This window comes from Acinetobacter sp. CY79, from assembly GCF_059515845.1.
In genome coordinates this window covers 1-25,202 of the sequence record NZ_JCAKMY010000020.1, presented here as the reverse complement: position 1 = coordinate 25,202, position 25,202 = coordinate 1, and the positions used below count along the sequence as shown (strand labels likewise).

The window sequence follows — 25,202 nt, the reverse complement described above, 5'->3', positions numbered from 1 at the left end:
AATTTAAAAATATCTTATTTCTCAAGGCATGACTTAGTGGATTAAGCACGAGGATGGTGTGTGGCATGAAGGTGTTGCATCCGAATTTGCGCTACATGGGTATAAATTTGTGTTGTTGACAGATCACTATGACCCAGCAGCATTTGTACCACACGTAAATCTGCACCATGATTGAGCAGGTGGGTTGCAAACGCATGTCTTAAAGTATGTGGCGATAGTTCTGTTTGAATATTGGCTTGTAAGGCATAGCGCTTAATGGCATACCAAAAATTTTGACGACTCATGATGCCACCATGTTGGGTCAAAAAAAGATAATCCGTTGCAGACTTGTAGAGTTGTGGACGAGACTCTTGAATATATTTCTCAATCCACTCTGCCGCGATTTGCCCCAATGGCACAAGACGTTCTTTATTGCCTTTTCCAAGAATTCGTAAATAGCCTTGATTTAGATTAATCATATCTATTCGGAGATTAATTAATTCACTGACCCGTAGACCACATGCATAAAGTACTTCGAACATGGCGCGATCTCTAAGCCCTAACGCCGTATTGGTGTCTGGTGCATGAATCAAAGCTTCGACATCTTGTTCTGATAAGTCTTTAGGTAAAGCACGACCAAGCTTCGGTGTTTTATGCGATGCAACAGGATTGTCTGTTCTGAGTTTTTGCTCTCTTAAAAACTTATAAAATGATCGGAGTGCTGAAAGTGTCCGCGCAATAGAACGTGGGCTTTTCCCGATTTTAGTTAGATAAATGAGCACATCCGAAATATCATCGTGATTCCAATCTTGCATAGATTTGGATGTTGCCTGACTGCATTGAATTAAATCAGAGAGATAGGCATTTCGCGTATGCGGACTGACGGTTTGTGCAATCAAGTAATCTTTAAAGCTTTGTAAAAAGAACAGCTGTTTTGGAATGTTTACTGCAACAGGAATACGCGGTTTTTTATTTAGCATAATGCTCTCAAAATTAATTTATTAAACCGATAAATATGATTGGTTTAATTGACCCTATTATCATAATAATCTGAATTTGATGTGTTATAACAGATGCGAATCATTATCTAGCTTATTTGGTAATTATTCTCATTTGTTTGTATACTGTTCAAAATATTAAAGGGTTGGATGCAGTGCGTTTATCTGATTTAAAGGTTAAACAATCAGCCATCATTAGCAAAGTGAATCGAACTTTGGATGGCGAAATCTCAAGCGATTTGGTCGCGAGTCGATTAGAAACTCTAGGTTTTATTCCAGGTACAAAAGTGCAGGTGATTACCAAAGGGATCTTTGGTGGTGACCCGATTTTAATCCAAATTGGATTTACACGATTTGCACTGCGTAAAAATGAAGCTGAAAAAATTGAAATTCAACTTGAGGGAGCATCTGCATGAGTGATGCATTACGTATTGCCCTTGTAGGTAACCCAAACTGCGGTAAAACATCTCTATTCAACCATTTAACGGGGACACGCCAAAAAGTTGCGAACTATGCAGGTGTGACCGTTGAACGTAAAGTTGGTCATTTTACTTTAGCTTCTGGCAAGCCAGTTCGTGTATTGGATTTGCCAGGGACTTATAGTTTAGATGCAACCAGTCCTGATGAAGAAATTACCCGCGATGTTGTGCAAGGTAAAATTGCAGAAGAAGGTCAGCAAGATGCGTTCTTGTGTGTGGTCGATGCAACCAACTTAAAGCTACATCTAGGGCTTGTACTTGAGATGATCAATTTGGGTCGTCCAATGTTGCTTGTTTTAAACATGATGGATGAAGCACGCCGTCGTGGTATGCAGATCAATACCCAAAAGTTGTCTGAGCGTCTAGGTATCCCTGTTGTTGAAACAGTTGCTGTGCGTAATGCAGGCATTGAAAACCTAATGAATGCCTTGGATCAAGGCAAATATACCGTTCCTCAAACTGAACTCACAGGTTTGAAGGGCACAGATCATGAAAAAGTTGAAGCGATTGTTCATGATGCCGTGCAATTCATTGAGCAAGATGACAAGCGCTCAGCTTTTCTGGATAAAATTTTCTTACATCCAATTTTGGGCTTAATTAGCCTAGCCCTAATGATGTTTGTGATTTTCCAAGCTGTCTTTGCTTGGGCTGCACCATTTATGGATGGTATTGAAAGCTTATTCGGATGGCTTGGTGAGTTGGTTGGAGGCAGTATTTCGCATCCCTTACTCAATAGTTTGGTCGTGGACGGGATCATTGCGGGTGCTGGTGGGGTGTTGGTCTTCTTACCACAAATTTTAATCCTGTTTTTATTCATTTTGATTTTAGAAGAGTCAGGCTACTTACCACGAGCAGCATTTTTGCTCGATAAGCTGATGTATAAATCAGGTCTATCAGGTCGTGCATTTATTCCACTGCTTTCAAGTTTTGCCTGTGCGATTCCCGGGATTATGGCATCACGGACCATTAGTGATCCACGAGATCGTTTAACCACGATTTTTGTCGCACCTTTGATGACGTGTTCAGCACGTTTGCCTGTCTATGCTCTGTTAATTGCAGCATTCATTCCTGATCAAACGGTGGGTGGGATTTTCAATCTGCAGGGTTTAGTGTTGTTTGGCTTGTATATGGCTGGGATTGTCAGTGCACTATGTGTGTCTTTTGTGATTAAATTTTTCCATAAAGATAAATCACAGCATATGCTGTTGATGGAATTACCGAGCTATCGTTTTCCTGACTTAAAGAATATTTGGATTGGTTTGCTTGATCGTGCCAAGATTTTCTTAAAGCGTGTCGGTGGGATCATCTTTGCATTGTCTATCTTGCTTTGGTTCTTGTGTACATTCCCACAACCCCCTGAAGGTGCAACGCTTCCTGCGATTGACTACACCTTGGCTGGCATGTTGGGTCATGTGTTAGAGCCGATCTTTGCACCACTCGGTTTCAACTGGCAGATCTGTATTGCATTGATTCCTGCGATGGCTGCACGTGAAGTTGCTGTGGCTGCATTGGGTACTATCTATGCATTGTCTACAGTCGATGAAGATGCCATGTCTGAAGGTCTTGCGGCAATCATTAGTGGCGGTGGTGAGCTTGGATGGTCAATGGCAACTGGTTTGGCTGTCTTGGTTTGGTTTATCTATGCACCACATTGTTTACCGACATTGGCGACAGTTCGTCGTGAGACAGGTTCATGGAAAACTGTAGGCATCATGACGGCGTACTTGTTTGGTTTGGCTTATTTAATGGCGTTCTTAACATATCAAATCGCTTCACGCATCTTTGTATAAATGATCGTGTGTAAATGATTTTACGTAATTGATCTTGTGTAAGTGATTGAGGAGAAAGACATGATTGAAATTGCAATTATTGCTGCTTTGGTGCTTTGGAGTACGGTTGTTGTGTTTAAGAAGGTTTTCCCGAAAACTTCAAATTCAGTTTTCTCTTCTTTATCGACGGCATGTGATAAGCGAGGCTTGAATCAATTAGCCAAATGGTTACAACCCACGCTGGCTTCAGGTTGTGGAGGTAATTGTAGTTGTCCTGCAACTGAAGAAAAAAGTGCCAACAAATCTGAAATTCAAGCGGTGAAGTGGAAGTAATCATAGTTTGATGTTTCGATTAAAAAAAAGCCGTCTATTTAGACGGCTTTTTTTACGCACGGACACAAAATAATTGTCATAAAATGAAAACAAAAAAAGCAATAAAAACGGCAAAGTGCTAACATTTTGCAGATTTAAAAATATCAATACTGGTGGGGTAAAATGTTAATACAACGCGGTGGGCTTAAAGTTGTGGCTGGACTTGGAATTTCGGGTGTTTCAGCAGTCAATTTTTTACATGAGAAGGGCTACCGTGTTGCAGTCACCGATTCCCGTGCTGTCCCTCCGGGTCATGATCAAATTCCTGCAGAGGTACAAACCAGTTTTGGTCAATTTGATCAAGAATTATTGCTCAGTGCAGAAGAAATCATTATCAGTCCAGGTTTAGATCCAAAACTACCTGAAATTCAAGTGGCGATTGCCAAAGGCATTCCTGTGATCAGTGAGATTCAGGTGTTACGCCGTGCAACCGATAAACCTATTGTGGCAATTACCGGTTCAAATGCAAAAAGTACCGTGACGACCTTAATTGGTTTGATGGCTGAAAATGCCGGAAAAAAAGTGGCGGTAGGGGGGAATTTGGGACGTCCTGCTTTGGATCTCACCAAAGATGATCCTGAGCTCTATATTTTAGAGTTATCAAGCTTTCAGTTAGAAACGACATCAAATCTCAATGCTGAAGTTGCTGTCGTATTAAATCTGAGCGAAGATCATTTAGATCGTCATGGCGATATGATGGGCTATCACACGGCCAAGCATCGTATTTTCCAAGGGGTGAAGAAAGTTGTCCATAACCGTGATGACTCTTTAACACGTCCTCTGGTTCCAGATGCAACACCCATGCAAAGCTTTGGTTTGAACGCACCTGATATGAATCAATATGGTGTGTTACGTGAGACGGATGGCACGATGTGGTTAGCACGTGGTCGTGAACGTTTGCTCAAGAGTTCAGACATGTATATGCAAGGTACACATAACGTAGCAAATGCTTTGGCATGTTTGGCTTTGGGTGAGGCGATTGATTTACCTTTAGACTCAATGCTTGAAACGCTTAAAACCTTCAAAGGTTTGGAGCATCGCTGTGAGTTTGTGAAAGATGTCAATGGTGTTCGCTATTACAATGATTCTAAAGGCACGAATATCGGTGCAACCTTAGCTGCATTGGATGGTTTGGGTGCTGCAATTGAAGTTGAGCAAGGTAAAGTGGCGATTATTTTGGGTGGTCAAGGTAAAGGTCAGGACTTTACCGCACTGCGTGAGTCACTTACTAAGTTTGCAAAAGTTGCCGTGTTGATCGGTGAAGATCGTCCTGTGATTGAAAAAGCAGTTGAAGGTACGACGACCTTATTGCATGCTGAATCTTTAGCGGAAGCGGTTGCACTGTGTCAACAACACACTCAAGCGAATGATGTGGTATTACTGTCACCAGCATGTGCGAGTTTTGATATGTTTAGTGGCTATCCACAGCGTGGTCATCAATTTGTTGCTTTAGTGAATGAGCTACATTAAAAAAGAACAAGGAATAGATTATGGCTGGGTTGGCTCAGACAACGATCAATAAAATTTCTCAAAAATATAATCACTGGTTGCCTCGTGTACCCAGTGAAATTACGCCTAGAAATGTACTGATTTTCTGTGTGATTGTATTGCTATGTATTGGTACAGTCATGGTGGGTTCGGCGTCGATGCCGTATGCAGAACGATTGCATGAAAATCCATTTCACTATGTCATTCGTCACGCGATTTCAATTGTAGTTGCGTTTGTCGCAGCGCTGTTGGCATATCGTATTTCGCTGAATACATGGTTTAAGAATACCTTTCCCTTGTGGTTGGTGACCATTGTATTACTGATCGCGGTATTGGTCGTCGGTTCAGAAGTCAATGGTTCGACCCGTTGGATTCGTGTGGCTGGATTTACCTTCCAACCCACAGAAGCTGCCAAGTTGATGATGGCGATTTTTACTGCAGATTATGTGGTACGCCGTGCCGAAGAGGTTCGAAACAACGTTAAAGGTTTAATCCGCTTAGGTGTGATTATGCTATTAACAGTGGGTTTGATTATTGCAGAACCAGACTTAGGAGCAACTGTGGTGATTGCGCTGACGATGCTGGGTGTATTCTTCTTAGCAGGCGCACCGCTGATTCAATTCGGTATTGCACTCGGTGCGATTCTGGGCGCATTTGGATTTTTGATTGTATTTGAGCCTTATCGTTTTGAGCGTTTGATTTCCTTTACCAACCCTTGGGCAGATCCACTCGGTACAGGTTACCAGTTGACCAATGCACTCATGGCGTTTGGTCGTGGAGAATGGTTCGGTGTTGGACTCGGTCACAGCATCCAAAAGATGTCTTATCTGCCTGAGGCACATACCGACTTTATGCTCGCCATTTTGGCAGAAGAGTTCGGCTTTCTGGGGATTACCACCGTCATGGTGTTGTCTTTTCTGATGGTGGCTTCATGCATTAAGATCGGTCATCGTGCGCTTAAGCATCAATATCTGCGTGCAGGCTATTTGGCTTATGGCATCAGTATTATTTTCTTACTGCAGATTATTGTAAATGCGGGTATGAATTTAGGGATTTTGCCAACCAAAGGTTTAACATTACCCTTCATTAGTTATGGTGGTTCATCTCTCATTATGTGTGCTGTAATGATCAGTTTGATGTTGAAAATTGATGCAACAACGCGAGAGAAAAATAGCGCTAAAGAAGAGTCAAGTTTCTAATTTGACTCGAATCTTCGATCGGTTCATTCAAAATATTAAAAAGCAGAATTTCTATTGATTTAGATGTTCTGCTTTTTTGTTGGGTATTTGAAGGGTGAAAACATTGATTTAAGGATGATTGGTTAAGACCATCGGTGGCATATGTGTTCCACAGTTTAGACAAACGACTTGTCCTGACTTAGGTTTTGAAAGTGGGATCAACGGAATAAAAAATAAAGAAAAATAGTTGCGCTGTTGTTTCATTTCATACGCGCTATAGGTTTTGCAGACTGGGCATAAAAATTGTCCTTTGTCTGTCTTCATTGTTTTAGGTCCCACACCAAAAATAAAAAACATATCAAGCTCCTATGATTGAAGAGGATGAATACTTTAAGCATTCCATCTAAATGATCAGGTTGAAATCAATATAGATACAAAAGCAGATAAAAACTGTTCATATCTTGTGATTAAAGATCATTTGAATCACTTTTATGAGTCAAGCATGATTTTATAAAGTCTTAATTTTGATTGCGTCACATCAAGTTCGAATCTTATTCAAAAATTCCATGAATCGTTGTGCCTTTGGGTATACGATTTCGATCCCATTGTTGAACAGCTTGTATAAGCATATTTCGTGGTCGATCTAAGTCGACAGCTTGTTGACCTAATGCGTTGAGCGCTTTTAACAGTAATTCAGGTGCATGTTGAATATTGAGTGCTTGAGCATGGTTTTGTTTAGAAAGCTTGTCACCACGATCGTTCATCGCTAAGGGTAAATGCATATAAGTGATCTCAGGGTAACCCAATATCCGTCCTAACCAGATTTGCCTTTCCGTATTGTCCAAAAGGTCTGAACCACGAACGACATGATTGATCCCTTGCAAGTAATCATCCACCACGACTGCCAGTTGATAGTTAATAATGCCATCACGGCGTTTTAGGACAAAATCACCCAAATCTTGTTTTAAGTTCGAACAATGTGTGCCTTGCAATAGATCATCAAAACAGATCAGCTCGTCATTCACTTTGAGTCGAATGGCTTGATCTTCAAAGGCTAAATTTAAACCCTGACAAGTGCCTTGATAGATATGATTTGAACCCAGCATCTTACGTGTGCATTGGCATGCATACACCCAAGCTTGTTGATGGAGTTGTTCGAGTATTGCGTGGTAGAGTTCGAGGCGATCTTTTTGGAAGATAATTTCGCTGTCTGAATGCAGTTCGAATGCATCTAAGCATTTGAGGATATGTTCTTCACTGCCAGAATAGATACGCGGCATATCGGTATCTTCAATACGAACAAGCCACTGCCCGTGTTGAGATTTGGCTTCGCAATAGCTAGCAACTGCAGTGATCAATGAGCCAAAATGCAAAGGGCCGGTTGGCGAAGGCGCAAACCGACCCCGATAAGCCACCACCTGATCTGTCTCCTCCTTGTGCAAAGGAGAAGTGAGGAGGGGATTATTCGAATACATATTAACCGTTGTTTTGCTTCTCTTTGATTTCAGCCAAAGTTTTGCAGTCAATACATAATGTTGCAGTTGGACGTGCTTCTAAACGGCGCAGACCAATTTCGATACCACACGTTTCACAGAAACCGTAATCATCATTTTTGATCGTTTCAATAGACTGCTCGATTTTACGAATCAATTTACGCTCACGATCACGAGTACGTAATTCAATCGCAAACTCTTCTTCTTGAGTTGCGCGGTCATTTACGTCTGGAAGTGCAGTATTTTCATCTTGCATGGTGTTTAGAGTACGGTCGACTTCAGACATAAGCTCTTCTTTCCACGCCAATAAAATTTTGCGGAAATGTTCAAGCTGTCCTTCGGACATGTATTCTTCATTTTTTTTCGGCTGATAAGGCTCGATGCCAAATAGACTTGCTGTTGTACCGCCTTCAGAAGCCTTTGGCTTGGTTTTACGCACACGTTTAGCTTTCTCTTCCACTACAGTGTTTGCATCATCCAAGACTTGATTTTGGTTTTCATTCGCCATAAAGGGCATTCCTCATCATATACGTATATATGTGTACGTAAAAAATATGGTGATATCCAAATATTTTTATCGCTCCCGATAGATTGGAGCCATCGGGGGCGTCATCATATAGATTTTTTACTAAAGATGAAAGTGATGTATATCGGGTTTTATCTTTATACAAATCCATTTGGTCGAATAAACTAATCGATATTCAATCAAAAGAAAAGCTAATATCCTGAAATATCTTGATTAATATGCTGTGTAAAGTGAGTTAAGCGATGAACTTGCGTCTCAAAGGTACTATTGTCTTTTAAAAGTAAGCATCTGTAACCTGGTGCAACACTATCTAAAGCAAAATCATAACTTTTAGGTTTAAATTGAACAGACGTGGATGGTGTCGATAGAAAGTGGATTTGATTCCAGATATTCAACGAATCTTGATGCACATGACCACAAATCACGGCACGAATTTGCTGATACTCTGCCAAAACATCTTTCAATTCATCGCTGTTCTTTAGTTTGTGTTGATCAATCCAATGTGATTGCATCTCGAGCGGATGATGGTGACAAGCGACGATCACATTATTGTGTTGGGTTTGTTCTAATATTTCACGTAAATGTTGAATCTGTTCAGCTTGAATCCAACCGTCAACTTTACCCGCAACAGCGCTATTTAGCAAAATAACACGCCAATTGGCAAAAGACAGTACTCCAGGCATGGGCTCAGGCGTTAAAAATGGAAAATGGATGGCATTGTCATGATTCCCAGGAATTTGATAAAAAGGGATATTCAAGCTTTGCATATACCGCTGATAACGAGCATAGGTTTCAGGTTTAGCCACTTGGGCTAAATCACCTGTATGAACAATGGCATCAATATCTGAATAATTTTTTAAAATGTCTTCAATCACGGCATGGAAACTTTGCTCAGGATTCATTTTAACAAAAGTGGAGCTGACCTGATCCATCAAATGCGTATCAGTGATTTGAATAATGATTTTTTCAGTGCTTTGTTGTTTTTTTAATACTGTCATCGCATATCACGCTATGAATTTGAGTTTAGTACAAGGTGTTGTTTCAACCATTGCAAAGCCATAATCACAGGGGCATTTCTAAGCTGGCGTGATTTGAGGAGTTCATCCAAATGTGCATAGTTGAGAAGATGAAGTTGAATATTTTCACCTTCATCGGGCATCCCAAAGATGCCCCCTTGTTCAGGTAATTCAGCTTGAGCAACATATAAATGGAAAATTTCATCACATGCACCGGCTGAAGGGTAAAAGCTAAATAAATGTTCTAGCTGATCAATTTCACACCCTGATTCTTCTAAGCTTTCACGGCGAATACAGGTTTCAGGTGATTCATCTCCATCTAAAACGCCTGCAATGATTTCTAACTGCCAAGGTGATACCTTATCATCTATGGCACCAATACGAAATTGTTCAATTAAAGCAAAGCGTTGTTGCTGGTCATTATAAATCAGTACACCGGCAGCTTCTTTACGATGAATCAATTCACGATGAATGAGTGCGGTATAGGCCGTTTGATTAAAAAGTTGATGGCGAATGCTGACTTTCTCAATCTGAATAAATCCTTTATAGAGATATTCACGAGAATGAATTTCAAAATCTTTATTGTTATATGTTGCTTGTTGAAGGATTTTCATTCGTCAAAAGTTAGGATGAAATTATTCTTTTCATCCTAACCGAAGATTTTAGAAAGACAAATAAAAATTTATGAATTTATTGCTGTTGATACAATTTTTCCCCTTGTTTTTGAAATTCCATTTTCATGGTTTCCAAACCTATTTCTATTTACTGATCGCTTTGCTCGCAACTCATCGCATCTTTTTGATGAAGCGCATAAGATCTCACATTTTGAGTAATTTTCATTGAGCAGAACTTTGGTCCGCACATTGAACAAAAATGCGCTGACTTATGCGCATCCTTTGGCATGGTTTCATCGTGCATGGATCGGGCAGTATCCGGATCTAAACTGAGGTTAAACTGATCTTCCCAACGGAACTCAAAACGTGCTTTAGAAAGGGCATTATCACGCACTTGAGCACCTGGATGACCTTTGGCTAGATCGGCTGCATGCGCTGAAATTTTGTAGGTAATGATGCCATCTTTCACATCTTTTTTATTGGGCAAGCCAAGATGCTCCTTTGGTGTGACGTAGCAGAGCATCGCTGTACCGTACCACCCAATCATCGCTGCCCCGATGGCAGAGGTGATGTGATCATAGCCTGGTGCAATATCAGTGGTTAAAGGTCCAAGGGTATAGAAAGGCGCTTCCTTACAAACTTCGAGTTGGAGATCCATATTGTCCTTGATCATATGCATGGGAACATGACCAGGACCTTCAATCATCACTTGAACATCATGTTCCCAAGCACGGTGCGTCAGTTCACCTAAAGTTCTGAGCTCCGAAAATTGAGCTTCATCATTGGCATCTTGAATACAGCCCGGACGTAAACCATCTCCTAGGCTGAAAGAGACGTCATAGGTCTTCATAATTTCACAAATGTCGTCGAAATGCGTGTAGAGAAAATTTTCCTGATGATGCGCGAGGCTCCACTGTGCCATGATCGAACCACCACGGGACACAATACCTGTGAGGCGATTTGCAGTTAAAGGAACATATCTTAAAAGTACGCCTGCATGAATGGTGAAATAGTCCACGCCTTGTTCGGCTTGTTCAATGAGCGTATCTCTGAAAATTTCCCAGGTCAGGTCTTCGGCCACACCATCCACTTTTTCCAAAGCTTGATAGATCGGAACAGTACCAATTGGAACCGGAGAGTTACGGATAATCCATTCACGAGTTTCATGGATATTCTTGCCTGTAGACAGATCCATAATCGTGTCCGCACCCCAGCGGGTTGCCCAGGTCATTTTTGAAACTTCTTCATCAATACTTGAACCAAGTGCTGAATTTCCGATATTGGCATTAATTTTCACTAAAAAATTACGCCCAATAATCATCGGTTCAATTTCAGGATGGTTAATATTGGCAGGAATAATGGCACGTCCTTCCGCGACCTCTTTACGGACAAACTCAGGGGTGATTTGTCTTAAATTCTTTGCACCAAAATTTTCCCCACCATGTTGACGCGTATCTACACCATCGAGTTGTCGCTGATTTTCTCGAATTGCGATGTATTCCATCTCTGGAGTGATGATGCCTTGCTTGGCATAATGCATTTGAGTGACATTTTTTCCACGTTTCGCTTTACGTGGTTTTTGAATATGTTTGAAACGAATATCTGCTGTTCGAATGTCTTTTAAACGCTCTTGCCCAAATTTGGAACTCAGCGTGTCTAAAATTTCGGTATCGTTGCGTTGTTCAATCCAATTTTCACGAACGTTCGGCAAACCTTTATTGAGGTCAATGACAATATTCGGATCGGTATACACACCAGATGTGTCATAAACCATAATGGGAATATTTGTTTCACCACCTAACCCTGTCGGGGTGTCAGAGAGTGAAATTTCACGTACAGGGACTTGAATATCTGGTTGTGAGCCTTGGATATACACTTTACGAGATGCGGGTAAAATTCGAGTCAGATCTTTAGCATCTTGCTCATGTTGAGCAGAGAGATCAGAAGAGGTGAGATTCGTTAATTGGTTCATTGCAATGATCCTTATGAATGACATCAACGAATCAAGCACGACCAAAAACGGTGGCGATTTATTCTATTTCTTTGCTTTATTTACAATTTTATTGCTATCAATAAAGCTATTTTCACTGAAATAGATCAAATGGGTGCGTTAGTTTTTAGATGGCTTGATTCCTACGCAGGTCTTAACCTGATCAGGTTCAACGGTACTCATCTTCATTAGATGATCTCAGCGAGGGATTACTCGCGCTCCGTCAAGCGATGTGAAGATACTAGCATATCTTCAAAAAAATTATTGAAATTGCCTGATCGATTGAATGGGCTTTTTTTTGATTTAAAAGAATAGAGATGGGAGAAAAGAAAACATCAGATTAATAGGAACGGCAAATCGCATCAGTAAAACAGTTACGTGTTTGAGCTTGTGTTAAATCAATGGGTTTTAAGTTTAGGTAGTGTCTTAATTGAGCTTGTGGTGTTATATCTCCTACTTGAGAGGCCGCTATTTTTGTACGTTGCTCACTGTCTAACTCAATAAACTTAAGAAAGCGATGAGCTTGTTCGGCCAATATACTGTTTTGATGTGTAGCCAGTTGCTCAATTTCACTTAAGGTGGAAGGCTGAATATCAATCGACCCTTCAAAGTTGATTGATACAGGAGAGTCAGGTAACCCGATAAAGAAAAAATGACTATATGCATTCAGTAAATATTCCGCATCTCTCTTTAAGGGGCTTTGAGGATACTTTTTTAGGTAGGATTCCCAAAATAATGCTCGCTGTAATGTCTCTTGTGGTGAAATCATTAAGGTATTTTTATTAAACGTTGAAGTTTGATTTTGTTGACCCAGTTCAACCATGAATGCTTTTTGAGCTTCTGGGAAATAAGGTGCGAACACTTTGGCAAGATATTGTGAATTTCGCGTATAAGCTGTTTTTCCAGCACCAAGATCGCTAAGCTCAATATAAGCCTGGCCCTTATGGCGAAGCAGATATTGATCACGTGGATGAAGTTGTTCTATATGACTTTGGTGAATCGTTGGAAAGGGGGATTGGTCAAAGGCATATTGGTCAAAGGCACGTTGTTGCTCAGGTGTCCGGTCAACGGTCAAAAAGTTTGCATACATTTGATCCGCCATCTTCATCAAACGCTTTTGCTCTTCAGCGCTAATCAGCGGTAAACACAGACGAATATCACGGTTGATTTCTTCTAAAGCAAATGTGGTTCGTTGAGCTGACATTGCAGCCATTTCTTTTTTTAAATTGCTACAGATTGCATCGACATCGGGTATGAACACACTGTTCTTTTGTTGTTGCTTAATTTCAGTTTTGACTTCTTCAGGTAAGATGGGTTTATTACATGCACCCAGCATGGCACAAGCTATAAACATGAATAGAAGTGGATAAGATGAGCTGTATTTAAAATTTAAATTCATTTGACCATCGGGGATGAATTGAAAAGCAGTGAGTTGTGCAATATTGTTGCTGATGGTAGCGTGCTTCAAAGCTATAAATTGTATCGGATTCGCAATAAATGGTTAATCGGTAAGCAGATTTTGCATTAGTCTAGTGGTATTTATGTCACTGATTGTTGAAAAGTCATCAGACTGAAAAAATGTAATAAAAATGATACGTAAAAAGATCATGTTGGCATTAATATCAATGTTTGATGAAACGCAAAGATTATTTTATTCAAGTGCTTAAGGCTATGTACAAAAATGATGAAAAGAACCTTAGTCCTCACTAGCTTATTTTTACTTAGTCCGCTTTGTTCAGCTTTGGATTTGGTAGAAGCGTATGAACGCGCTAAAACTGCCGACCCAAACTGGCAAGCCAATTTATATCAATATCAAGCAGATCAACTGGATGTTGGAGTTGCAAGAGGGTATTTACTGCCGACGGTGACCGTTTCTGGAAATGTGACCCGTAAGCATCAAGACTTGAATGAGTCGAGTAGTAGTGGCGTTTTTGCTGGATCGAATTTAATGAGTAGCACCTCAACGACCAAGCAGGCTGCGATTACAGCAAGGCAGCCGATTTTTCGGGTTGATGCATGGCAAGGCTATAAGCAGGTGAAGACTTCAGTGCAACTCAGTGAAGTTAATTTAAAACTTCAACGTCAACAACATTTGCTCAATGTTGCGGATGCTTATTTTAATGTACTTCGTCAACAAAGCCTAACTGCGACCAATGCTCAAGAAGAAAAAGCGCTCTTAGAACAACTCAATACGATGAATGCTAAATTGCGCGAAGGCTTGGTTGCAAAAAGTGATGTGAGTGAAGCCAATGCCCAATATCAAAATGCCCGTGCCAACCGTATTGCAACGGGTGTGCAACTCATATTAGCGCAAGAACAGTTGGCACAATTGATTGGTCCATATCAAGAAAAATTGGCAGTATTGCGTGATGATTTTCAATACCAAAAGCCTGTGCCAAATGTATTAAATGAATGGGTCAATTTAGCGCAAAATCAAAATTTAGAAATTCAACAAGCTCGGTTGCAGTTGCAATATGCCAATGATCAACGCCGTGTTGAACAGGCTGCGATTTATCCGCAAATCGATGCTGTTGCGACCTATGGTTATAATGCACAAAGCCCTAAAACCATGATTTCAAGTGATGGACAGTTTGACCAAGTGGGCGTGGAAATGAATTGGAATGTGTTCACAGGTGGTCGAACCAAAACCAATATTGAAAAATCTAAAAGAATCGTTCAAAAATCAGATGCGCAGTTAGATGCCGCAGTTCGTAAAGCCAATACCGATGTTAAAAAATCGTATTTGCAGGTTGAAACCGATCAGGCAACGTTACAAGCCCGCAAGGCTGCAATGGAGTCATCTGCCTTAGTCTCCAAAGCATCAAAAGCGCAATATGATGAAGGTTTGAAAAATATGGTGGATGTACTTTTGGCTCAACGCAATGCATTTTCAACAAAACAAGAATTTGTGAATGCGCAATATGATTATGTCATGAATGTTCTGAAATTAAAGGCATCCGTCGGACAGTTGAATGAAGATGAAATTCGTCAAATGAATGCCTGGCTGACTTATAAATAATCAGATTTAGGATTTCCTCTCATTTTGTAAGCCAATTTGAGCATCAGAGATCGAAGTTGAGATTTGATCTAATCGTAAATGGATCAGTATCAGAGTTGTATTGGTCTTTGTCATCAATTGTTCATAATTTGGGTGTTTAATACGGCTTTAAAATAGCAGAGTTGTAGTATTTACTCACTTTGTCAGAATGAATTGTTATAAACAGAAGTACATCGTATGGAGTGAAGCATCTTGAGCCCAAGTAACCCTATTCTTAGCCATCATATTTCTTCTCAATTTAATGAAGATTTACAGGATGTGCATACCAAATTTATGACCATGGGGGGCTTGGTAGAACAACAAGTTGCAAATGCAATTCACGCGTTGCTCGATACCAATGTGAATTTAGCAATCGATGTTCAATTTCAAGACAATGCCGTTAATCAATATGAGCGTGAAATTGATGAAGGTTTAACGTTGATTTTAGTACGCCGTCATCCTGCTGCAAGTGATTTACGCATGGTGATCGCGATGTCAAAGGCGAATACGGATTTAGAGCGTATCGGTGACGAAGCTGCAAAAATTGCACGTATTGCTCAGAATTTATGTGAAGAAGGTGAGTCGCCTCGTGGTTATATGGAAACTCGCCATATTGGAAATCAGGTTCGCGTGATGATTCATGATGCACTCGATGCTTTTGCACGTGTAGATGCAGAACAAGCATTAAAAGTCTTGTTGGCAGATGCCGATATTGACCGTGAATATCAATCGGCTACACGGACGCTGATGACGTATATGATCGAAGATCCGCGTCATATTTCTCGTGTATTAAATGTCATGTGGGTTCTACGTTCACTTGAACGTATTGGGGATCATGCTCGCAATATCTCCGAGCAAGTGATCTATATGGCGAAAGGTTTTGATGTACGTCATACCAGCGTTGAAGAGATTGAAGAAAAGGTTCAAGGCGGACATTGATCTGATGGAATCTCAAAAGCCTCAATGTTATTGAGGCTTTTTTATGTCTTGCTCTTTATTTAACGGACTAAATGCTGGTTAGAGTGGGTATTGGTATATATGTCAAACGAATAGTCAATTTGAAGACAAAAAAATTCCTAGATTTTGGGGGAAATCTAGGAAGGAAAACTGAATCTTTATTAAGGGATCAGTATAATATTATCAACTGTGTTAAATTTTACATTAACTCAATCTTTTGTGATGAAATTAATATAACGCGTTTTAGTGTAATCGTCAGCTGGCTTATTGTGACGCTATGTAAAGATAATTCGCTTTAATGTAAAGTTAACTCTTTGTTTAGATTTGATAATATTTAAACAATGTCATATTTTGACATTGACAATAATGATCTTAATCACTAATTCAGCTCACTGAATTATTTTGCTGCTAATAAGTCAATCTTAAATTAATCTGAGGTCGAATGCGTTTAATGCTATGAACAATTTTTAAGCTCTTTTTTCTATCCCTAACTCAATATGCTCTATTAAAATAAATGGGCTTTATTTGAAGTATTCAGAAAGGGTCTTTTAAAGCCTTTTCGATGCTGAAACTACGCGCTTAGCTTATCTTGCCTAATTTTAGAGCTGTACATACAAAAGAATCACCTGTTACGGTGATTCTTTTTGGTCGAAGCCTACGTAAACCTTGGGTGTTTGTCCTGCGTAAAAAATAAAGCAATGCCTTCTTTTTTACTCAGGCTTTAGGCCTTCAGCTTTTTCGAGACTTTCATCATTACTGAAAAACTTCTCACGTTGTTCTTCAAGAAATTTTTTAGCATCAGGTTCAAACACGTTTAAACGTTTCTCATTAATCAGCGTCGTTTGATGTTTAAGCCACTCACCCCACGCTTGTTTAGATACCGTATCAAAATATTCCTGACCTTTTGCACCTGGGAACGGAGCAAAATCTAAGGCATCCATTTCGGTTTGATACTTACGGCAAAATACTTGTCGAGTCATCTTTAAGTTCCTTAAGCGTAAAGGGCTTCTAAGCGTGTATGAGCGCGTTCGATAGCAGCAGCCACTTGAGTCGGTGCAGTACCACCAATATGGTTACGTGCATTCACAGATGCTTCAAGTGTTAATGCTTTTTCAAATACATCCGCTTGAATTAAATCAGAGAATTGTTGTAGTTGCTCAAGTGTTAATTCAGACAAATCTTTAGATTCTTGAACACCGAGAGCAACTGCTTTACCGACAATTTCGTGTGCATCACGGAAGGCAACGCCATTCTTAACCAAGTAATCTGCAAGGTCGGTTGCCGTAGAGAAACCACGTAGTGCTGCTTCACGCATCACTTCAATGTTAGGAACGAGTGCAGGGATCATGTCAGCAAAAGCCATTAGACAACCACGAACGGTATCAATTGCATCAAACAAAGGTTCTTTGTCTTCCTGATTGTCTTTGTTATACGCCAATGGCTGACCTTTCATGAGTGTTAATAAGCTCATTAAGTCGCCATAAACACGACCTGTTTTACCACGTACCAGCTCAGGAACATCTGGGTTTTTCTTCTGCGGCATGATTGAAGAACCTGTGCAGAAGCGATCTGGAATGTTTACAAACTTAAATTGTGCAGATGTCCAAAGAATCAGTTCTTCTGACATACGAGATAAATGCATCATGATTAAAGATGCTGCTGCATTGAACTCAATACCAAAATCACGATCAGATACAGCATCGAGTGAATTTTCAGCAATAGCTTCAAAACCTAAAAGTTCAGCCGTATATGCGCGGTCGATTGGGTAGGTTGTACCAGCAAGCGCAGCGGAACCTAATGGCATACGATTGGTACGCTTACGGCAGTCGATCAAACGCTCAGAGTCACGAACCAGCATTTCAAACCAAGCCATTAAATGATGACCAAAGGTCACAGGCTGTGCGGTTTGTAAATGAGTAAAACCAGGCATAATGGTATCGGTGTTTTGAGCCGCAAGACTTAAAATACCTTTTTGTAATTTTTGTAATAACTGCAAAATTGCATCAATCTCGTCACGGACATACAAACGGATATCAGTTGCCACTTGGTCGTTACGGCTACGACCTGTATGTAGTTTTTTACCTGTGATACCAATGCGTTGAGTTAGACGCGACTCAATGTTCATATGCACATCTTCTAAATCAATGCGCCATTCAAAATGACCAGCTTCAATATCTGCTTTAATTGCAGTTAAGCCTTCGATAATGTCGTCACGTTCTTGATTGGTCAGTACGCCGACTTTTGCAAGCATAGTTGCATGTGCAATGGAACCTGCAATATCTTGTTTATAAAAGCGTTGGTCAAATTGAACAGATGCTGTAAATTCAGCAACAAAAGCATCAGTCGCTTCAGAAAAACGACCGCCCCACATACCCGAAGTTTGAGTTTGTGACGGATTTGAGGAATGAGAAGAAGTGGTCATGAGAGCTCAACAAACTTTAAAGCAGTAATTTGAATCAGAGTATAGCAAATTCAACTTCACTTGCCGAAGCCTTGAACAACGATAATTGGTTAGATAATGAAGTAAATGACAAAAAGGATGATATGCATTTAAATTTCTTTAAATCAATTGGGGAAAGACAATATCTCGTTGAGCTTGTTATTGCCAGCATCGTTTTGTCCTTATTGCTTTCTTTGGCTGAAGCACAGTCTTGGCAAAATCTGCAATGGACACATGTTATTTCTTATATTCTTTATATCAATTGGGTGATCTTGGCTTTTGTTGCAACGGCTGATTTTTTACAAAAGCAATTGAGATCAATTTCTCCGTTGCAAGCGATTCTGATCGGTTTTCTGTTATTACAAGGGATTATTTTGCTCAGTAGTACGGTATTAAATATCGTAATCTACTATGGTCGAAATTTTTCCTTACAAAATTTTCCATACCGAATATTAATAGAACAATTGGTACTACACAGTAGTTATGGGGTGCTATTAGGTGCCTTTTGTTTGCGATATATCTATGTCCGTGATGAATGGTTAAAACAGCAAAATAGTGAGCTCAGTGCGAAGGTTCAAGCGTTGCAAGCAAGGATCCATCCACATTTTTTATTTAATAGTTTAAATAGTGTAGTGAGCTTGATTGGAAGTGATCCTGATAAAGCGGAACAAATGTTAATCGATTTGTCTCGCTTGTTTAGAGCCAGTTTTAAAGAGATGAAACTGGTGTCTTTAAAAGAAGAAATTGAGCTGTGTAAGCACTATTTGTCGATTGAGAAAATACGTTTGGGTGGTCGTTTAGAAGTAGAGTGGAACATCCAACAACCTGAACGAATTCAAGAGGTTTTGATCCCGATCTTGACTTTACAACCCTTGATTGAAAACAGTATCTTTCATGGCGTTGAGAAAAAGTTGATTGATGGCAAAATTGGGATACTGGTTGAAATATTGCAAAATCAAGTCACTATAGTCATTACTAACCCGTTTATTGCAGATAAAATGGCAATGAGGGAGAGCAATGGTATTGCTTTAGATAATGTAAAGCAGAGATTGAAAGCGCACTTTGGATATCAGGTGCAATTTCGAAGCCACGCAGGAAATGGAATTTTCACAACCTTTGTCCAATACCGATATAAGTAGAAAATTCAAGTTAACATATTAAAATAAACAGCGTTAACTCAAGCCAAGGAGGAGCAATGGACATCCTAATTTGTGATGATGAACCACTCGCCGTCGAACGATTATCACGACTGGTGACTCAATTGGGGCATCATGTGGTTGCAACGGCGCATCATGGTCAGCAAGCAATTGATTATGTCCAACAGTATGAACCTGATGTCGTGTTACTTGATATTCAGATGCCTGAAATGGATGGTCTGACTTGTGCACAGCATTTAAATCAAATCCATCCGATGCCCGCAGTGGTATTTTGTACGGCTTACGATGAGCACGCTTTAACTGCAATTCAGTCTCAAGCAAAAGGATATTTGCTTAAACCCATTTCAAAAATAGAACTAGAACAAGTGTTAGAGAATGTGACCAAACTAACGCAGGCCCAATTGTCTCAGCTAGAACAAAAAGAACATATGGAAGAAAAAGCGCAAAGACAGCAGATTGCTGCAAAAACCTATCGAGGATTGGAGCTCATTCCAATTGAAAATATTTATTATTTCTTAGCCGATCAAAAATATGTCACGGTGAGACATAAAAATGGCAGTGTATTGATTGATGAAACGCTAAAGGATTTAGAGCAAGAATTTGCGAATAAGTTCATTCGAATACATCGAAATGCTTTAATTGCTTTGGATTATTTAGATGGTTTGGAATTGGTTGCCTCTGGTCAATATCAAGTCAGATGTCGTGAACTAGGTGAAAAATTGGCTGTGAGTCGACGTCATTTGCCAATGCTGAGAGAGAGAATTCAAAACTTTTGAATATGATCTTAATGCTAAGTCCTAAATTATTTACTTGCATTTTTGATATAGCAGGGTAAGTTTAGGGTGTTTAAAGTTTGGCAGTGCTGAAATGATCAAAACCTTAAAAATCGCAACGCGTCAGAGTCCACTTGCATTATGGCAAGCAGAACATATTCGTGAGCGATTAGAAACCTTGCATGTAGGTCTTAAAGTTGAATTGGTTACTTTTGTAACGCAAGGAGACAAGATTCTAGACACACCTTTGGCAAAAATTGGTGGTAAAGGTTTATTTGTTAAAGAGCTTGAAGCTGCCTTACTGGATGGTCGTGCTGATCTTGCAGTGCACTCAATGAAAGATGTGCCAATGCAGTTGCCTCAAGGTTTGGAGCTTGCAGTGATTTGCGAGCGTGAAGATCCATTTGATGCCTTTGTATCGAATCAATATGCACATTTTGATGATTTACCTCAAGGTGCCAAGCTAGGCACCTCAAGTTTACGCCGTAAAAGCCAAATTCTAAAACAACGTGCAGATTTAGAGGTTCTTGATTTACGTGGAAATGTAGGAACACGATTATCAAAACTCGATGCAGGTCAGTACGATGCGATTATTTTGGCTAGTGCAGGATTAAAACGTTTAAATCTGAATGATCGTATTCGACATACATTATCTGCAGAGGTGAGTCTGCCTGCTGTAGGGCAAGGTGCGCTAGGTTTAGAGTGTCGTAGTCAAGATCAAGATGTATTGGATTTGATTATGCCGTTAATGCATCAAGAATCGAATGCTTGTGTGCGTGCTGAGCGTGCATTTAATGCTTATCTGGAAGGGGGTTGCCAAGTACCTATTGCTGGATTTGCAACTTTAAACAATGATCAACTTCACCTAGAAGGTCGAGTGGGTAGTGTTGATGGTCAAGTTTTGCTACAGGCTTTAGTTTCAGGTCATCCAAATGATGCTGAGGAACTTGGTATTGAACTTGCTAAAAAATTATTAGATCAGGGTGCGGGTGAATTACTTAAAGCACTTTATCAATAAGCTTTAAATCATCACATGCTGTTTGTAAATACTCGCCCAGCTGATCGTGCTCAAGCATTAACACAATGTCTTGAGCAGGTTAATTTCAAAGTGGTTGTTTTGCCTGTGTTAGAGCTGCGTGCGCGACCATTTGATCAATCACTTCAAGAACTCTATTTAAAATTAGAGTCAACTCGAATTATTGTTGTCGTCAGTCCTACTGCTGTTGAAATCGGACTATCGTATTTAGAGCATTCAGGGCTTACGATCAGTGATTTAGCTCATATTCAATGGGTTGCTGTAGGTAAAAAGACTGCGAATGCATTAAAGCGTTATGGTATTGAAAGTCATATTCCAGAGGTTGAAACCTCAGAAGGGATGTTGAGTTTACCGCTGTTTGAACATTTGCAACCAGATCAAAATATTGCATTTTGGCGTGGGGAAGGCGGTCGTCAATTTATGATGCAATCACTTCAGCAACAACAAAGAAAGGTACTCAACTTTGTATTGTATGAGCGATTTTGCCCTGAAAATGCTGATGTGAATTTTCAAACATTGTTAAGCTTAACTCGTGATTTTAAGCCACCTTATTGGATGTGTATCAGTAGTGAGGCGAGCTGGAAAAATTGGTTAAAGCTATGTGAACAGCATTTAGATGTTTTACAACAGTGTCACATCTTGGTTTTGGGTGAGCGTTTGTATCAATTGCTGAAAGATGATAAAAAAAATCTAAATATTGATTTTGACATGACGCGTGTCGATGATTTAGATCCTCGTCTGATTGTGCGTACCATAAATGATCTGAAAAAGGTGCTATGAAGAAATTTCTCTATGTGATCGGCATTTTAATGCTCTGTTGGCTTGCTAAGCTCAGTTATGATGTGGTGCTGATGCAAAAACAGCTACTCGAAACACAGAATAATTTGCGTAAAGCTGAGCAGACTGCAGCACATGTGAATGATCAATTGGTTTCATTACAGAGAAAATCTATACCTGCACCTACTTCACAAAGTCATCCCAAGTTTCAAGAGCAACAGACTGATAATGAAATTGCAGGATTAAATCCTATAACTTTGATTAAACAACGATTAGAGTTAGTCAATTTTGCAATTCAGCAGCAACAATATATTTATGCGCTTGAACAGTTAAATGAAACTGATCAAAGCGTCGAAAAAAATGACCTCGCTGAAACTTTGAAATTGGCTCTGCATCAAGCCATAGCTCAGGATAAACTCGTCATACAGCAGTATGTTGCTTCACGAGCGACCCAACAAGAGCAACTGTCTGAAGCTTTACAATCGATTGAACGTCATCTTAAAACAGAACTTAACTCATCAGAAATAAAGTTAGTACAGGATGGTCAGCAATCTTGGTGGAGTCATTGGTTTAAATTAGATCGTATTGAACAAAATACGCCAGTACTGATCAATAGAAAACTGACTTTGAAAGAAATCCAATTGCGTATGATATTGGCTCAGCAGGCGCTAACACGTGGAGAGTTTTTAGAATATCAATCTATGCTGGATTTAATGATTAGTGAATTAGAAAAACTTCCAGATGGTTATAGTCAAAAATTAAAACAAAGCATAATTAAGCTTAAGCAGAACAAAATGAATCCAGTACCAAAATTAAGTAGCTTAGCTATTTTGGAGTCATAGAATGAAGCAGATCATCATGATTTATGCAGTAATCGCGCTGTTATTATTTGCTTTGATGAGTGTGCTTAGTTATGGCGTAGGTGGTGGCTATGTTTATGTACTTTGGCACGGTATACAGTTGCAAACTAATGTATGGGTCATTGTTTTTACGGTATTGTTTTTCAGCTTCATCATTAGAGTTTGCGCTATTGTTATAAAAAGATATTTAAATCGAGAAAAAAGAAAAATACAGCATGTGACAAGTTTTAAAGATTTACATAGTTATGAACAATTAGGGGTTCTTTGGTTGTTGGGTGCTGAAGCTCAAGAGGAGCGTTTTATTCAGCCCACTTTTGGACACTCGGGTTTATTAAACCAAACCATTCAAGCGAATTTGTTGATTAAAAAGAATCAACCGAGCGAGGCACTGAACATCCTCGAAGATAGTCCTGCCGATGCATTTGAATTGGCTGAATTACAACGTATTAAAGCGTACTTGATCCAAAATGATGGTGATCAAGCACTGACACATCTAGAATTCTTGAATGGGCATCAATTATCTCCTTGGCTTGTGGACTTACAAGAAAGCTATGAAAAAAAGCTGATTCAACTGTGGGGTATTTTTGCAGTTCAATTTCCTTGGATTTATTTAAAATCGACACAACACGGTCATCTAGATGCTGTGGCTAAATATGATTGGCTTTTTCAATTGTTAAAAAATATTGATAATGCCTCTGAATATGATTTGGAATTATTGAAGGAGCGATATTTAGAGCAACAAGAGTATATTTTAAGCTTAGCTTATGAAACTAAAGTTTTGTGGCTTAAACTATTATCTCGTTTTCCAGATATGGCGGAACAGCATGGTGATTTAGCTATAAGGTTGCTGGATGAGCGTTTTGATCAAGATGTATTTTATTTGTGGTTTCAACAACAGTTGTTGAAACAAAACCCGGATTTTCTATTGGTTGAAAAACAGATAAATGATTTAGAGATAAAATATCCAAGCATGCCAATATTGTCTTTTGCTTTATGGCATATCTATAAAGCAACAGAGCGAGAAGATGAAGCAAATAAAATTTTAGAGCTCTATCCAGATAATATTATGATGAATTATTTGCGAATTAAATCGACTTTAAATGGTGATGAATTACTGATTCAACAGTTAAATTCGGTCTTTGAAAAAGATAGTAATTATATGCAAGTTAAAATATGAGTTTAAAATGAAAGTTGAAAATTGTGCAGTAAGCTTCGAGCAAAAGGTGGCTTGGGGTGACATGGATGCCTTTGGTCATGTGAATAACGTGATCTATTATCGATATATAGAAAGTGCACGAATTGAGTATTTCAATCAGTTGAATTTATTTTCTCATGCTATTAATACGGTTGTTGCTTCGAGTCAATGCCAATATTTAAAACCTGTTGTTTATCCAGATACGCTACATATTGGTGCAAAGGTTGTAGAGATACGTAATTCTGCATTTCGTATGGAATATTATTTATTCAGTGAGATGCAAAATAGTATTGTTGCGATAGCAGAAGCAGTTGTTGTTTGTGTAGATCAAATTGAAATGAAAAAAATAACCCTTCCTGAAGAGATTAAAATGGCTATTATTCGTTTGGAAAAGCAAATAAATAATCATTTAACGTAATACTTTTAATTTTGTGTTTTTTTATGTATACCGTTTAATGATCAAGTTGATAATTGTTTATAATAAAAATATTATAACTAAAGTTATTTTGATGTTAAATTCTAATAAGTATTTTATTGAATTCATTTGGAGTATGTATGATGCCAGATATTAGTAATCTGTCAGTTGAAGAATTGAGAAAATTAACAGCGCAGGCTGAAGCTTTAATCGAATCAAAAAAAGATCAAGCAATAGAAGATGCTTATAATCAAATTATTGAAATTGCAAACTCAGCGGGTTTGACTTTAGAACAATTCATTGAGTATGGGTCGCATAAACGTAAAAAAACCACACGTAAATCTGTCGAGCCTCGTTACCGTAACAAAAATAATGTTGCAGACACTTGGACAGGTCGTGGCAAACAACCGCGTTGGTTGGTGGCTGAACTTGAAAAGGGTGCAAAATTAGAAGATTTTCTAATTTAACCCGAATCCTGCTTAAGCCGATGAATCAATAATTTGAATTGTTGGCTTATTTCGATGGGTTAATTGATATGCACATAACGAGGCGTAAATTCCACTGAGAAATCCACGAACACTGCGTGCTTTACTCGTCACTAAATTGTATTGACCTTTCAATAGGCTGAATAACGTTTCTATTTTATTGCGCTG

At 39.3% G+C, this 25,202-nt stretch carries 24 protein-coding genes, 2 pseudogenes and 1 riboswitch; of the genes and pseudogenes, 15 read left to right on the top strand and 11 right to left on the bottom strand.

The features are described 5' to 3' along the window. Positions 1 to 41: 41 nt before the first annotated feature. Positions 42 to 959 (bottom strand): site-specific tyrosine recombinase XerD, encoded by a 918-nt coding sequence (xerD, locus tag AC5YCE_RS09850; protein ID WP_496171926.1) that lies wholly within the window; start codon positions 957 to 959, stop codon positions 42 to 44. Positions 960 to 1,132: 173 nt separating this feature from the next. On the opposite strand from xerD, the gene AC5YCE_RS09845 reads away from it, so the two are divergent. The 5 genes from AC5YCE_RS09845 (at position 1,133) to ftsW (ending at position 6,284) form a co-directional block, all read left to right on the top strand. Next, positions 1,133 to 1,393 carry a FeoA family protein gene (locus tag AC5YCE_RS09845; RefSeq protein ID WP_496125973.1) on the top strand — a complete coding sequence of 87 codons (261 nt, stop codon included), beginning with the start codon at positions 1,133 to 1,135 and terminating at the stop codon, positions 1,391 to 1,393. Then, on the top strand, positions 1,390 to 3,246 hold the full coding sequence (gene feoB, locus AC5YCE_RS09840; RefSeq protein WP_496171925.1) for a ferrous iron transporter B: 1,857 nt from the start codon (positions 1,390 to 1,392) through the stop codon (positions 3,244 to 3,246). Before AC5YCE_RS09845 ends, feoB begins: the two co-directional genes overlap by 4 nt. A 60-nt stretch (positions 3,247 to 3,306) precedes the next feature. Beyond that, on the top strand, positions 3,307 to 3,558 hold the full coding sequence (locus AC5YCE_RS09835) for a DUF6587 family protein (RefSeq protein WP_496171924.1): 252 nt from the start codon (positions 3,307 to 3,309) through the stop codon (positions 3,556 to 3,558). Positions 3,559 to 3,720: 162 nt separating this feature from the next. Further along, the gene (gene murD / locus AC5YCE_RS09830; RefSeq protein WP_496171923.1) at positions 3,721 to 5,067 is read left to right on the top strand and encodes a UDP-N-acetylmuramoyl-L-alanine--D-glutamate ligase; all 1,347 of its coding nucleotides are present in this window, start codon (positions 3,721 to 3,723) and stop codon (positions 5,065 to 5,067) included. 20 nt (positions 5,068 to 5,087) lie between these two features. After that, positions 5,088 to 6,284, top strand: coding sequence for a putative lipid II flippase FtsW (ftsW, locus tag AC5YCE_RS09825; protein WP_496125977.1), 1,197 nt, complete (start codon positions 5,088 to 5,090; stop codon positions 6,282 to 6,284). 108 nt (positions 6,285 to 6,392) lie between these two features. On the opposite strand, the gene AC5YCE_RS09820 is transcribed toward ftsW, so the two are convergent. From AC5YCE_RS09820 to AC5YCE_RS09790, 7 genes and pseudogenes are all read right to left on the bottom strand, one after another. Continuing rightward, complete coding sequence (locus tag AC5YCE_RS09820; protein ID WP_496125978.1) at positions 6,393 to 6,620, bottom strand: zinc-ribbon domain-containing protein; 228 nt, start codon at positions 6,618 to 6,620, stop codon at positions 6,393 to 6,395. Positions 6,621 to 6,814: 194 nt separating this feature from the next. Continuing rightward, the gene (gluQRS, locus tag AC5YCE_RS09815) at positions 6,815 to 7,738 is read right to left on the bottom strand and encodes a tRNA glutamyl-Q(34) synthetase GluQRS (protein ID WP_496171922.1); all 924 of its coding nucleotides are present in this window, start codon (positions 7,736 to 7,738) and stop codon (positions 6,815 to 6,817) included. Between the two features lies 1 nt (position 7,739). Then, the gene (dksA, locus tag AC5YCE_RS09810; RefSeq protein ID WP_496125980.1) at positions 7,740 to 8,264 is read right to left on the bottom strand and encodes an RNA polymerase-binding protein DksA; all 525 of its coding nucleotides are present in this window, start codon (positions 8,262 to 8,264) and stop codon (positions 7,740 to 7,742) included. A gap of 209 nt (positions 8,265 to 8,473) precedes the next feature. Further along, positions 8,474 to 9,280 (bottom strand): 3',5'-cyclic-AMP phosphodiesterase, encoded by an 807-nt coding sequence (cpdA, locus tag AC5YCE_RS09805; protein WP_496171921.1) that lies wholly within the window; start codon positions 9,278 to 9,280, stop codon positions 8,474 to 8,476. A gap of 11 nt (positions 9,281 to 9,291) precedes the next feature. After that, positions 9,292 to 9,912: an NUDIX domain-containing protein gene (locus AC5YCE_RS09800; protein ID WP_496171920.1), complete on the bottom strand. Its 621-nt coding sequence runs from the start codon at positions 9,910 to 9,912 to the stop codon at positions 9,292 to 9,294. A 76-nt stretch (positions 9,913 to 9,988) separates the two neighbouring features. Next, a pseudogene (thiC, locus tag AC5YCE_RS09795) lies at positions 9,989 to 11,884 on the bottom strand (phosphomethylpyrimidine synthase ThiC). Between the two features lie 141 nt (positions 11,885 to 12,025). After that, positions 12,026 to 12,135, bottom strand: a riboswitch (TPP riboswitch). A gap of 107 nt (positions 12,136 to 12,242) precedes the next feature. Then, entirely contained in the window at positions 12,243 to 13,301 is a 1,059-nt protein-coding gene (locus AC5YCE_RS09790) for a hypothetical protein (RefSeq protein WP_496171919.1), read from the bottom strand. Between the two features lie 285 nt (positions 13,302 to 13,586). Here AC5YCE_RS09790 and abuO point away from each other — a divergent pair, with 285 nt between their 5' ends. Next, positions 13,587 to 14,921, top strand: coding sequence for a multidrug efflux outer membrane protein AbuO (gene abuO, locus AC5YCE_RS09785; protein ID WP_496126000.1), 1,335 nt, complete (start codon positions 13,587 to 13,589; stop codon positions 14,919 to 14,921). Positions 14,922 to 15,152: 231 nt separating this feature from the next. Continuing rightward, positions 15,153 to 15,878, top strand: coding sequence for a phosphate signaling complex protein PhoU (phoU, locus tag AC5YCE_RS09780; RefSeq protein ID WP_496125984.1), 726 nt, complete (start codon positions 15,153 to 15,155; stop codon positions 15,876 to 15,878). 728 nt (positions 15,879 to 16,606) lie between these two features. Here the strand turns inward: phoU and AC5YCE_RS09775 are convergent. Both AC5YCE_RS09775 and argH read right to left on the bottom strand, forming a co-directional pair. Further along, the gene (locus AC5YCE_RS09775) at positions 16,607 to 16,876 is read right to left on the bottom strand and encodes an oxidative damage protection protein (RefSeq protein ID WP_496125985.1); all 270 of its coding nucleotides are present in this window, start codon (positions 16,874 to 16,876) and stop codon (positions 16,607 to 16,609) included. Positions 16,877 to 16,887: 11 nt separating this feature from the next. Beyond that, on the bottom strand, positions 16,888 to 18,318 hold the full coding sequence (gene argH / locus AC5YCE_RS09770) for an argininosuccinate lyase (RefSeq protein WP_496125986.1): 1,431 nt from the start codon (positions 18,316 to 18,318) through the stop codon (positions 16,888 to 16,890). 146 nt (positions 18,319 to 18,464) lie between these two features. On the opposite strand from argH, the gene AC5YCE_RS09765 reads away from it, so the two are divergent. The 8 genes from AC5YCE_RS09765 (at position 18,465) to AC5YCE_RS09730 (ending at position 25,016) form a co-directional block, all read left to right on the top strand. Continuing rightward, on the top strand, positions 18,465 to 19,475 hold the full coding sequence (locus AC5YCE_RS09765; RefSeq protein WP_496171950.1) for a sensor histidine kinase: 1,011 nt from the start codon (positions 18,465 to 18,467) through the stop codon (positions 19,473 to 19,475). A gap of 56 nt (positions 19,476 to 19,531) precedes the next feature. Next, the gene (locus AC5YCE_RS09760) at positions 19,532 to 20,269 is read left to right on the top strand and encodes a LytR/AlgR family response regulator transcription factor (protein ID WP_496125987.1); all 738 of its coding nucleotides are present in this window, start codon (positions 19,532 to 19,534) and stop codon (positions 20,267 to 20,269) included. 94 nt (positions 20,270 to 20,363) lie between these two features. Further along, positions 20,364 to 21,284, top strand: a complete 921-nt coding sequence (hemC, locus tag AC5YCE_RS09755) for a hydroxymethylbilane synthase (protein ID WP_496171949.1) — start codon at positions 20,364 to 20,366, stop codon at positions 21,282 to 21,284. Between the two features lie 15 nt (positions 21,285 to 21,299). After that, positions 21,300 to 22,082: a uroporphyrinogen-III synthase gene (locus AC5YCE_RS09750; RefSeq protein WP_496171918.1), complete on the top strand. Its 783-nt coding sequence runs from the start codon at positions 21,300 to 21,302 to the stop codon at positions 22,080 to 22,082. Then, positions 22,079 to 22,921, top strand: coding sequence for a hypothetical protein (locus AC5YCE_RS09745; RefSeq protein WP_496171917.1), 843 nt, complete (start codon positions 22,079 to 22,081; stop codon positions 22,919 to 22,921). The genes AC5YCE_RS09750 and AC5YCE_RS09745 overlap by 4 nt, the downstream gene beginning before the upstream one ends. A 1-nt stretch (position 22,922) precedes the next feature. After that, positions 22,923 to 24,116, top strand: coding sequence for a heme biosynthesis protein HemY (locus AC5YCE_RS09740; RefSeq protein WP_496171916.1), 1,194 nt, complete (start codon positions 22,923 to 22,925; stop codon positions 24,114 to 24,116). Between the two features lie 7 nt (positions 24,117 to 24,123). Next, positions 24,124 to 24,552 carry an acyl-CoA thioesterase gene (locus tag AC5YCE_RS09735; RefSeq protein WP_496125991.1) on the top strand — a complete coding sequence of 143 codons (429 nt, stop codon included), beginning with the start codon at positions 24,124 to 24,126 and terminating at the stop codon, positions 24,550 to 24,552. A 137-nt stretch (positions 24,553 to 24,689) separates the two neighbouring features. Further along, a complete protein-coding gene (locus AC5YCE_RS09730; protein ID WP_496125992.1) occupies positions 24,690 to 25,016 on the top strand; it encodes an H-NS histone family protein in 327 nt (108 codons plus the stop codon). A 12-nt stretch (positions 25,017 to 25,028) separates the two neighbouring features. Here AC5YCE_RS09730 and AC5YCE_RS09725 read toward each other — a convergent pair. Then, positions 25,029 to 25,202 (bottom strand): annotated as a pseudogene (locus AC5YCE_RS09725) (IS982 family transposase); the annotation flags it as partial.

Bases quoted from the DNA above. Each gene is read 5' to 3' on its own strand.
- xerD (WP_496171926.1), bottom strand. From the start codon at position 959: ATGCTAAATAAAAAACCGCGTATTCCTGTTGCAGTAAACATTCCAAAA.
- feoB (WP_496171925.1), top strand. From the start codon at position 1,390: ATGAGTGATGCATTACGTATTGCCCTTGTAGGTAACCCAAACTGCGGT.
- AC5YCE_RS09835 (WP_496171924.1), top strand. From the start codon at position 3,307: ATGATTGAAATTGCAATTATTGCTGCTTTGGTGCTTTGGAGTACGGTT.
- murD (WP_496171923.1), top strand. From the start codon at position 3,721: ATGTTAATACAACGCGGTGGGCTTAAAGTTGTGGCTGGACTTGGAATT.
- ftsW (WP_496125977.1), top strand. From the start codon at position 5,088: ATGGCTGGGTTGGCTCAGACAACGATCAATAAAATTTCTCAAAAATAT.
- AC5YCE_RS09820 (WP_496125978.1), bottom strand. From the start codon at position 6,620: ATGTTTTTTATTTTTGGTGTGGGACCTAAAACAATGAAGACAGACAAA.
- gluQRS (WP_496171922.1), bottom strand. From the start codon at position 7,738: ATGTATTCGAATAATCCCCTCCTCACTTCTCCTTTGCACAAGGAGGAG.
- dksA (WP_496125980.1), bottom strand. From the start codon at position 8,264: ATGGCGAATGAAAACCAAAATCAAGTCTTGGATGATGCAAACACTGTA.
- cpdA (WP_496171921.1), bottom strand. From the start codon at position 9,280: ATGACAGTATTAAAAAAACAACAAAGCACTGAAAAAATCATTATTCAA.
- AC5YCE_RS09800 (WP_496171920.1), bottom strand. From the start codon at position 9,912: ATGAAAATCCTTCAACAAGCAACATATAACAATAAAGATTTTGAAATT.
- AC5YCE_RS09790 (WP_496171919.1), bottom strand. From the start codon at position 13,301: ATGAATTTAAATTTTAAATACAGCTCATCTTATCCACTTCTATTCATG.
- abuO (WP_496126000.1), top strand. From the start codon at position 13,587: ATGAAAAGAACCTTAGTCCTCACTAGCTTATTTTTACTTAGTCCGCTT.
- AC5YCE_RS09775 (WP_496125985.1), bottom strand. From the start codon at position 16,876: ATGACTCGACAAGTATTTTGCCGTAAGTATCAAACCGAAATGGATGCC.
- argH (WP_496125986.1), bottom strand. From the start codon at position 18,318: ATGACCACTTCTTCTCATTCCTCAAATCCGTCACAAACTCAAACTTCG.
- AC5YCE_RS09760 (WP_496125987.1), top strand. From the start codon at position 19,532: ATGGACATCCTAATTTGTGATGATGAACCACTCGCCGTCGAACGATTA.
- AC5YCE_RS09750 (WP_496171918.1), top strand. From the start codon at position 21,300: ATGCTGTTTGTAAATACTCGCCCAGCTGATCGTGCTCAAGCATTAACA.
- AC5YCE_RS09745 (WP_496171917.1), top strand. From the start codon at position 22,079: ATGAAGAAATTTCTCTATGTGATCGGCATTTTAATGCTCTGTTGGCTT.
- AC5YCE_RS09740 (WP_496171916.1), top strand. From the start codon at position 22,923: ATGAAGCAGATCATCATGATTTATGCAGTAATCGCGCTGTTATTATTT.
- AC5YCE_RS09735 (WP_496125991.1), top strand. From the start codon at position 24,124: ATGAAAGTTGAAAATTGTGCAGTAAGCTTCGAGCAAAAGGTGGCTTGG.
- AC5YCE_RS09730 (WP_496125992.1), top strand. From the start codon at position 24,690: ATGATGCCAGATATTAGTAATCTGTCAGTTGAAGAATTGAGAAAATTA.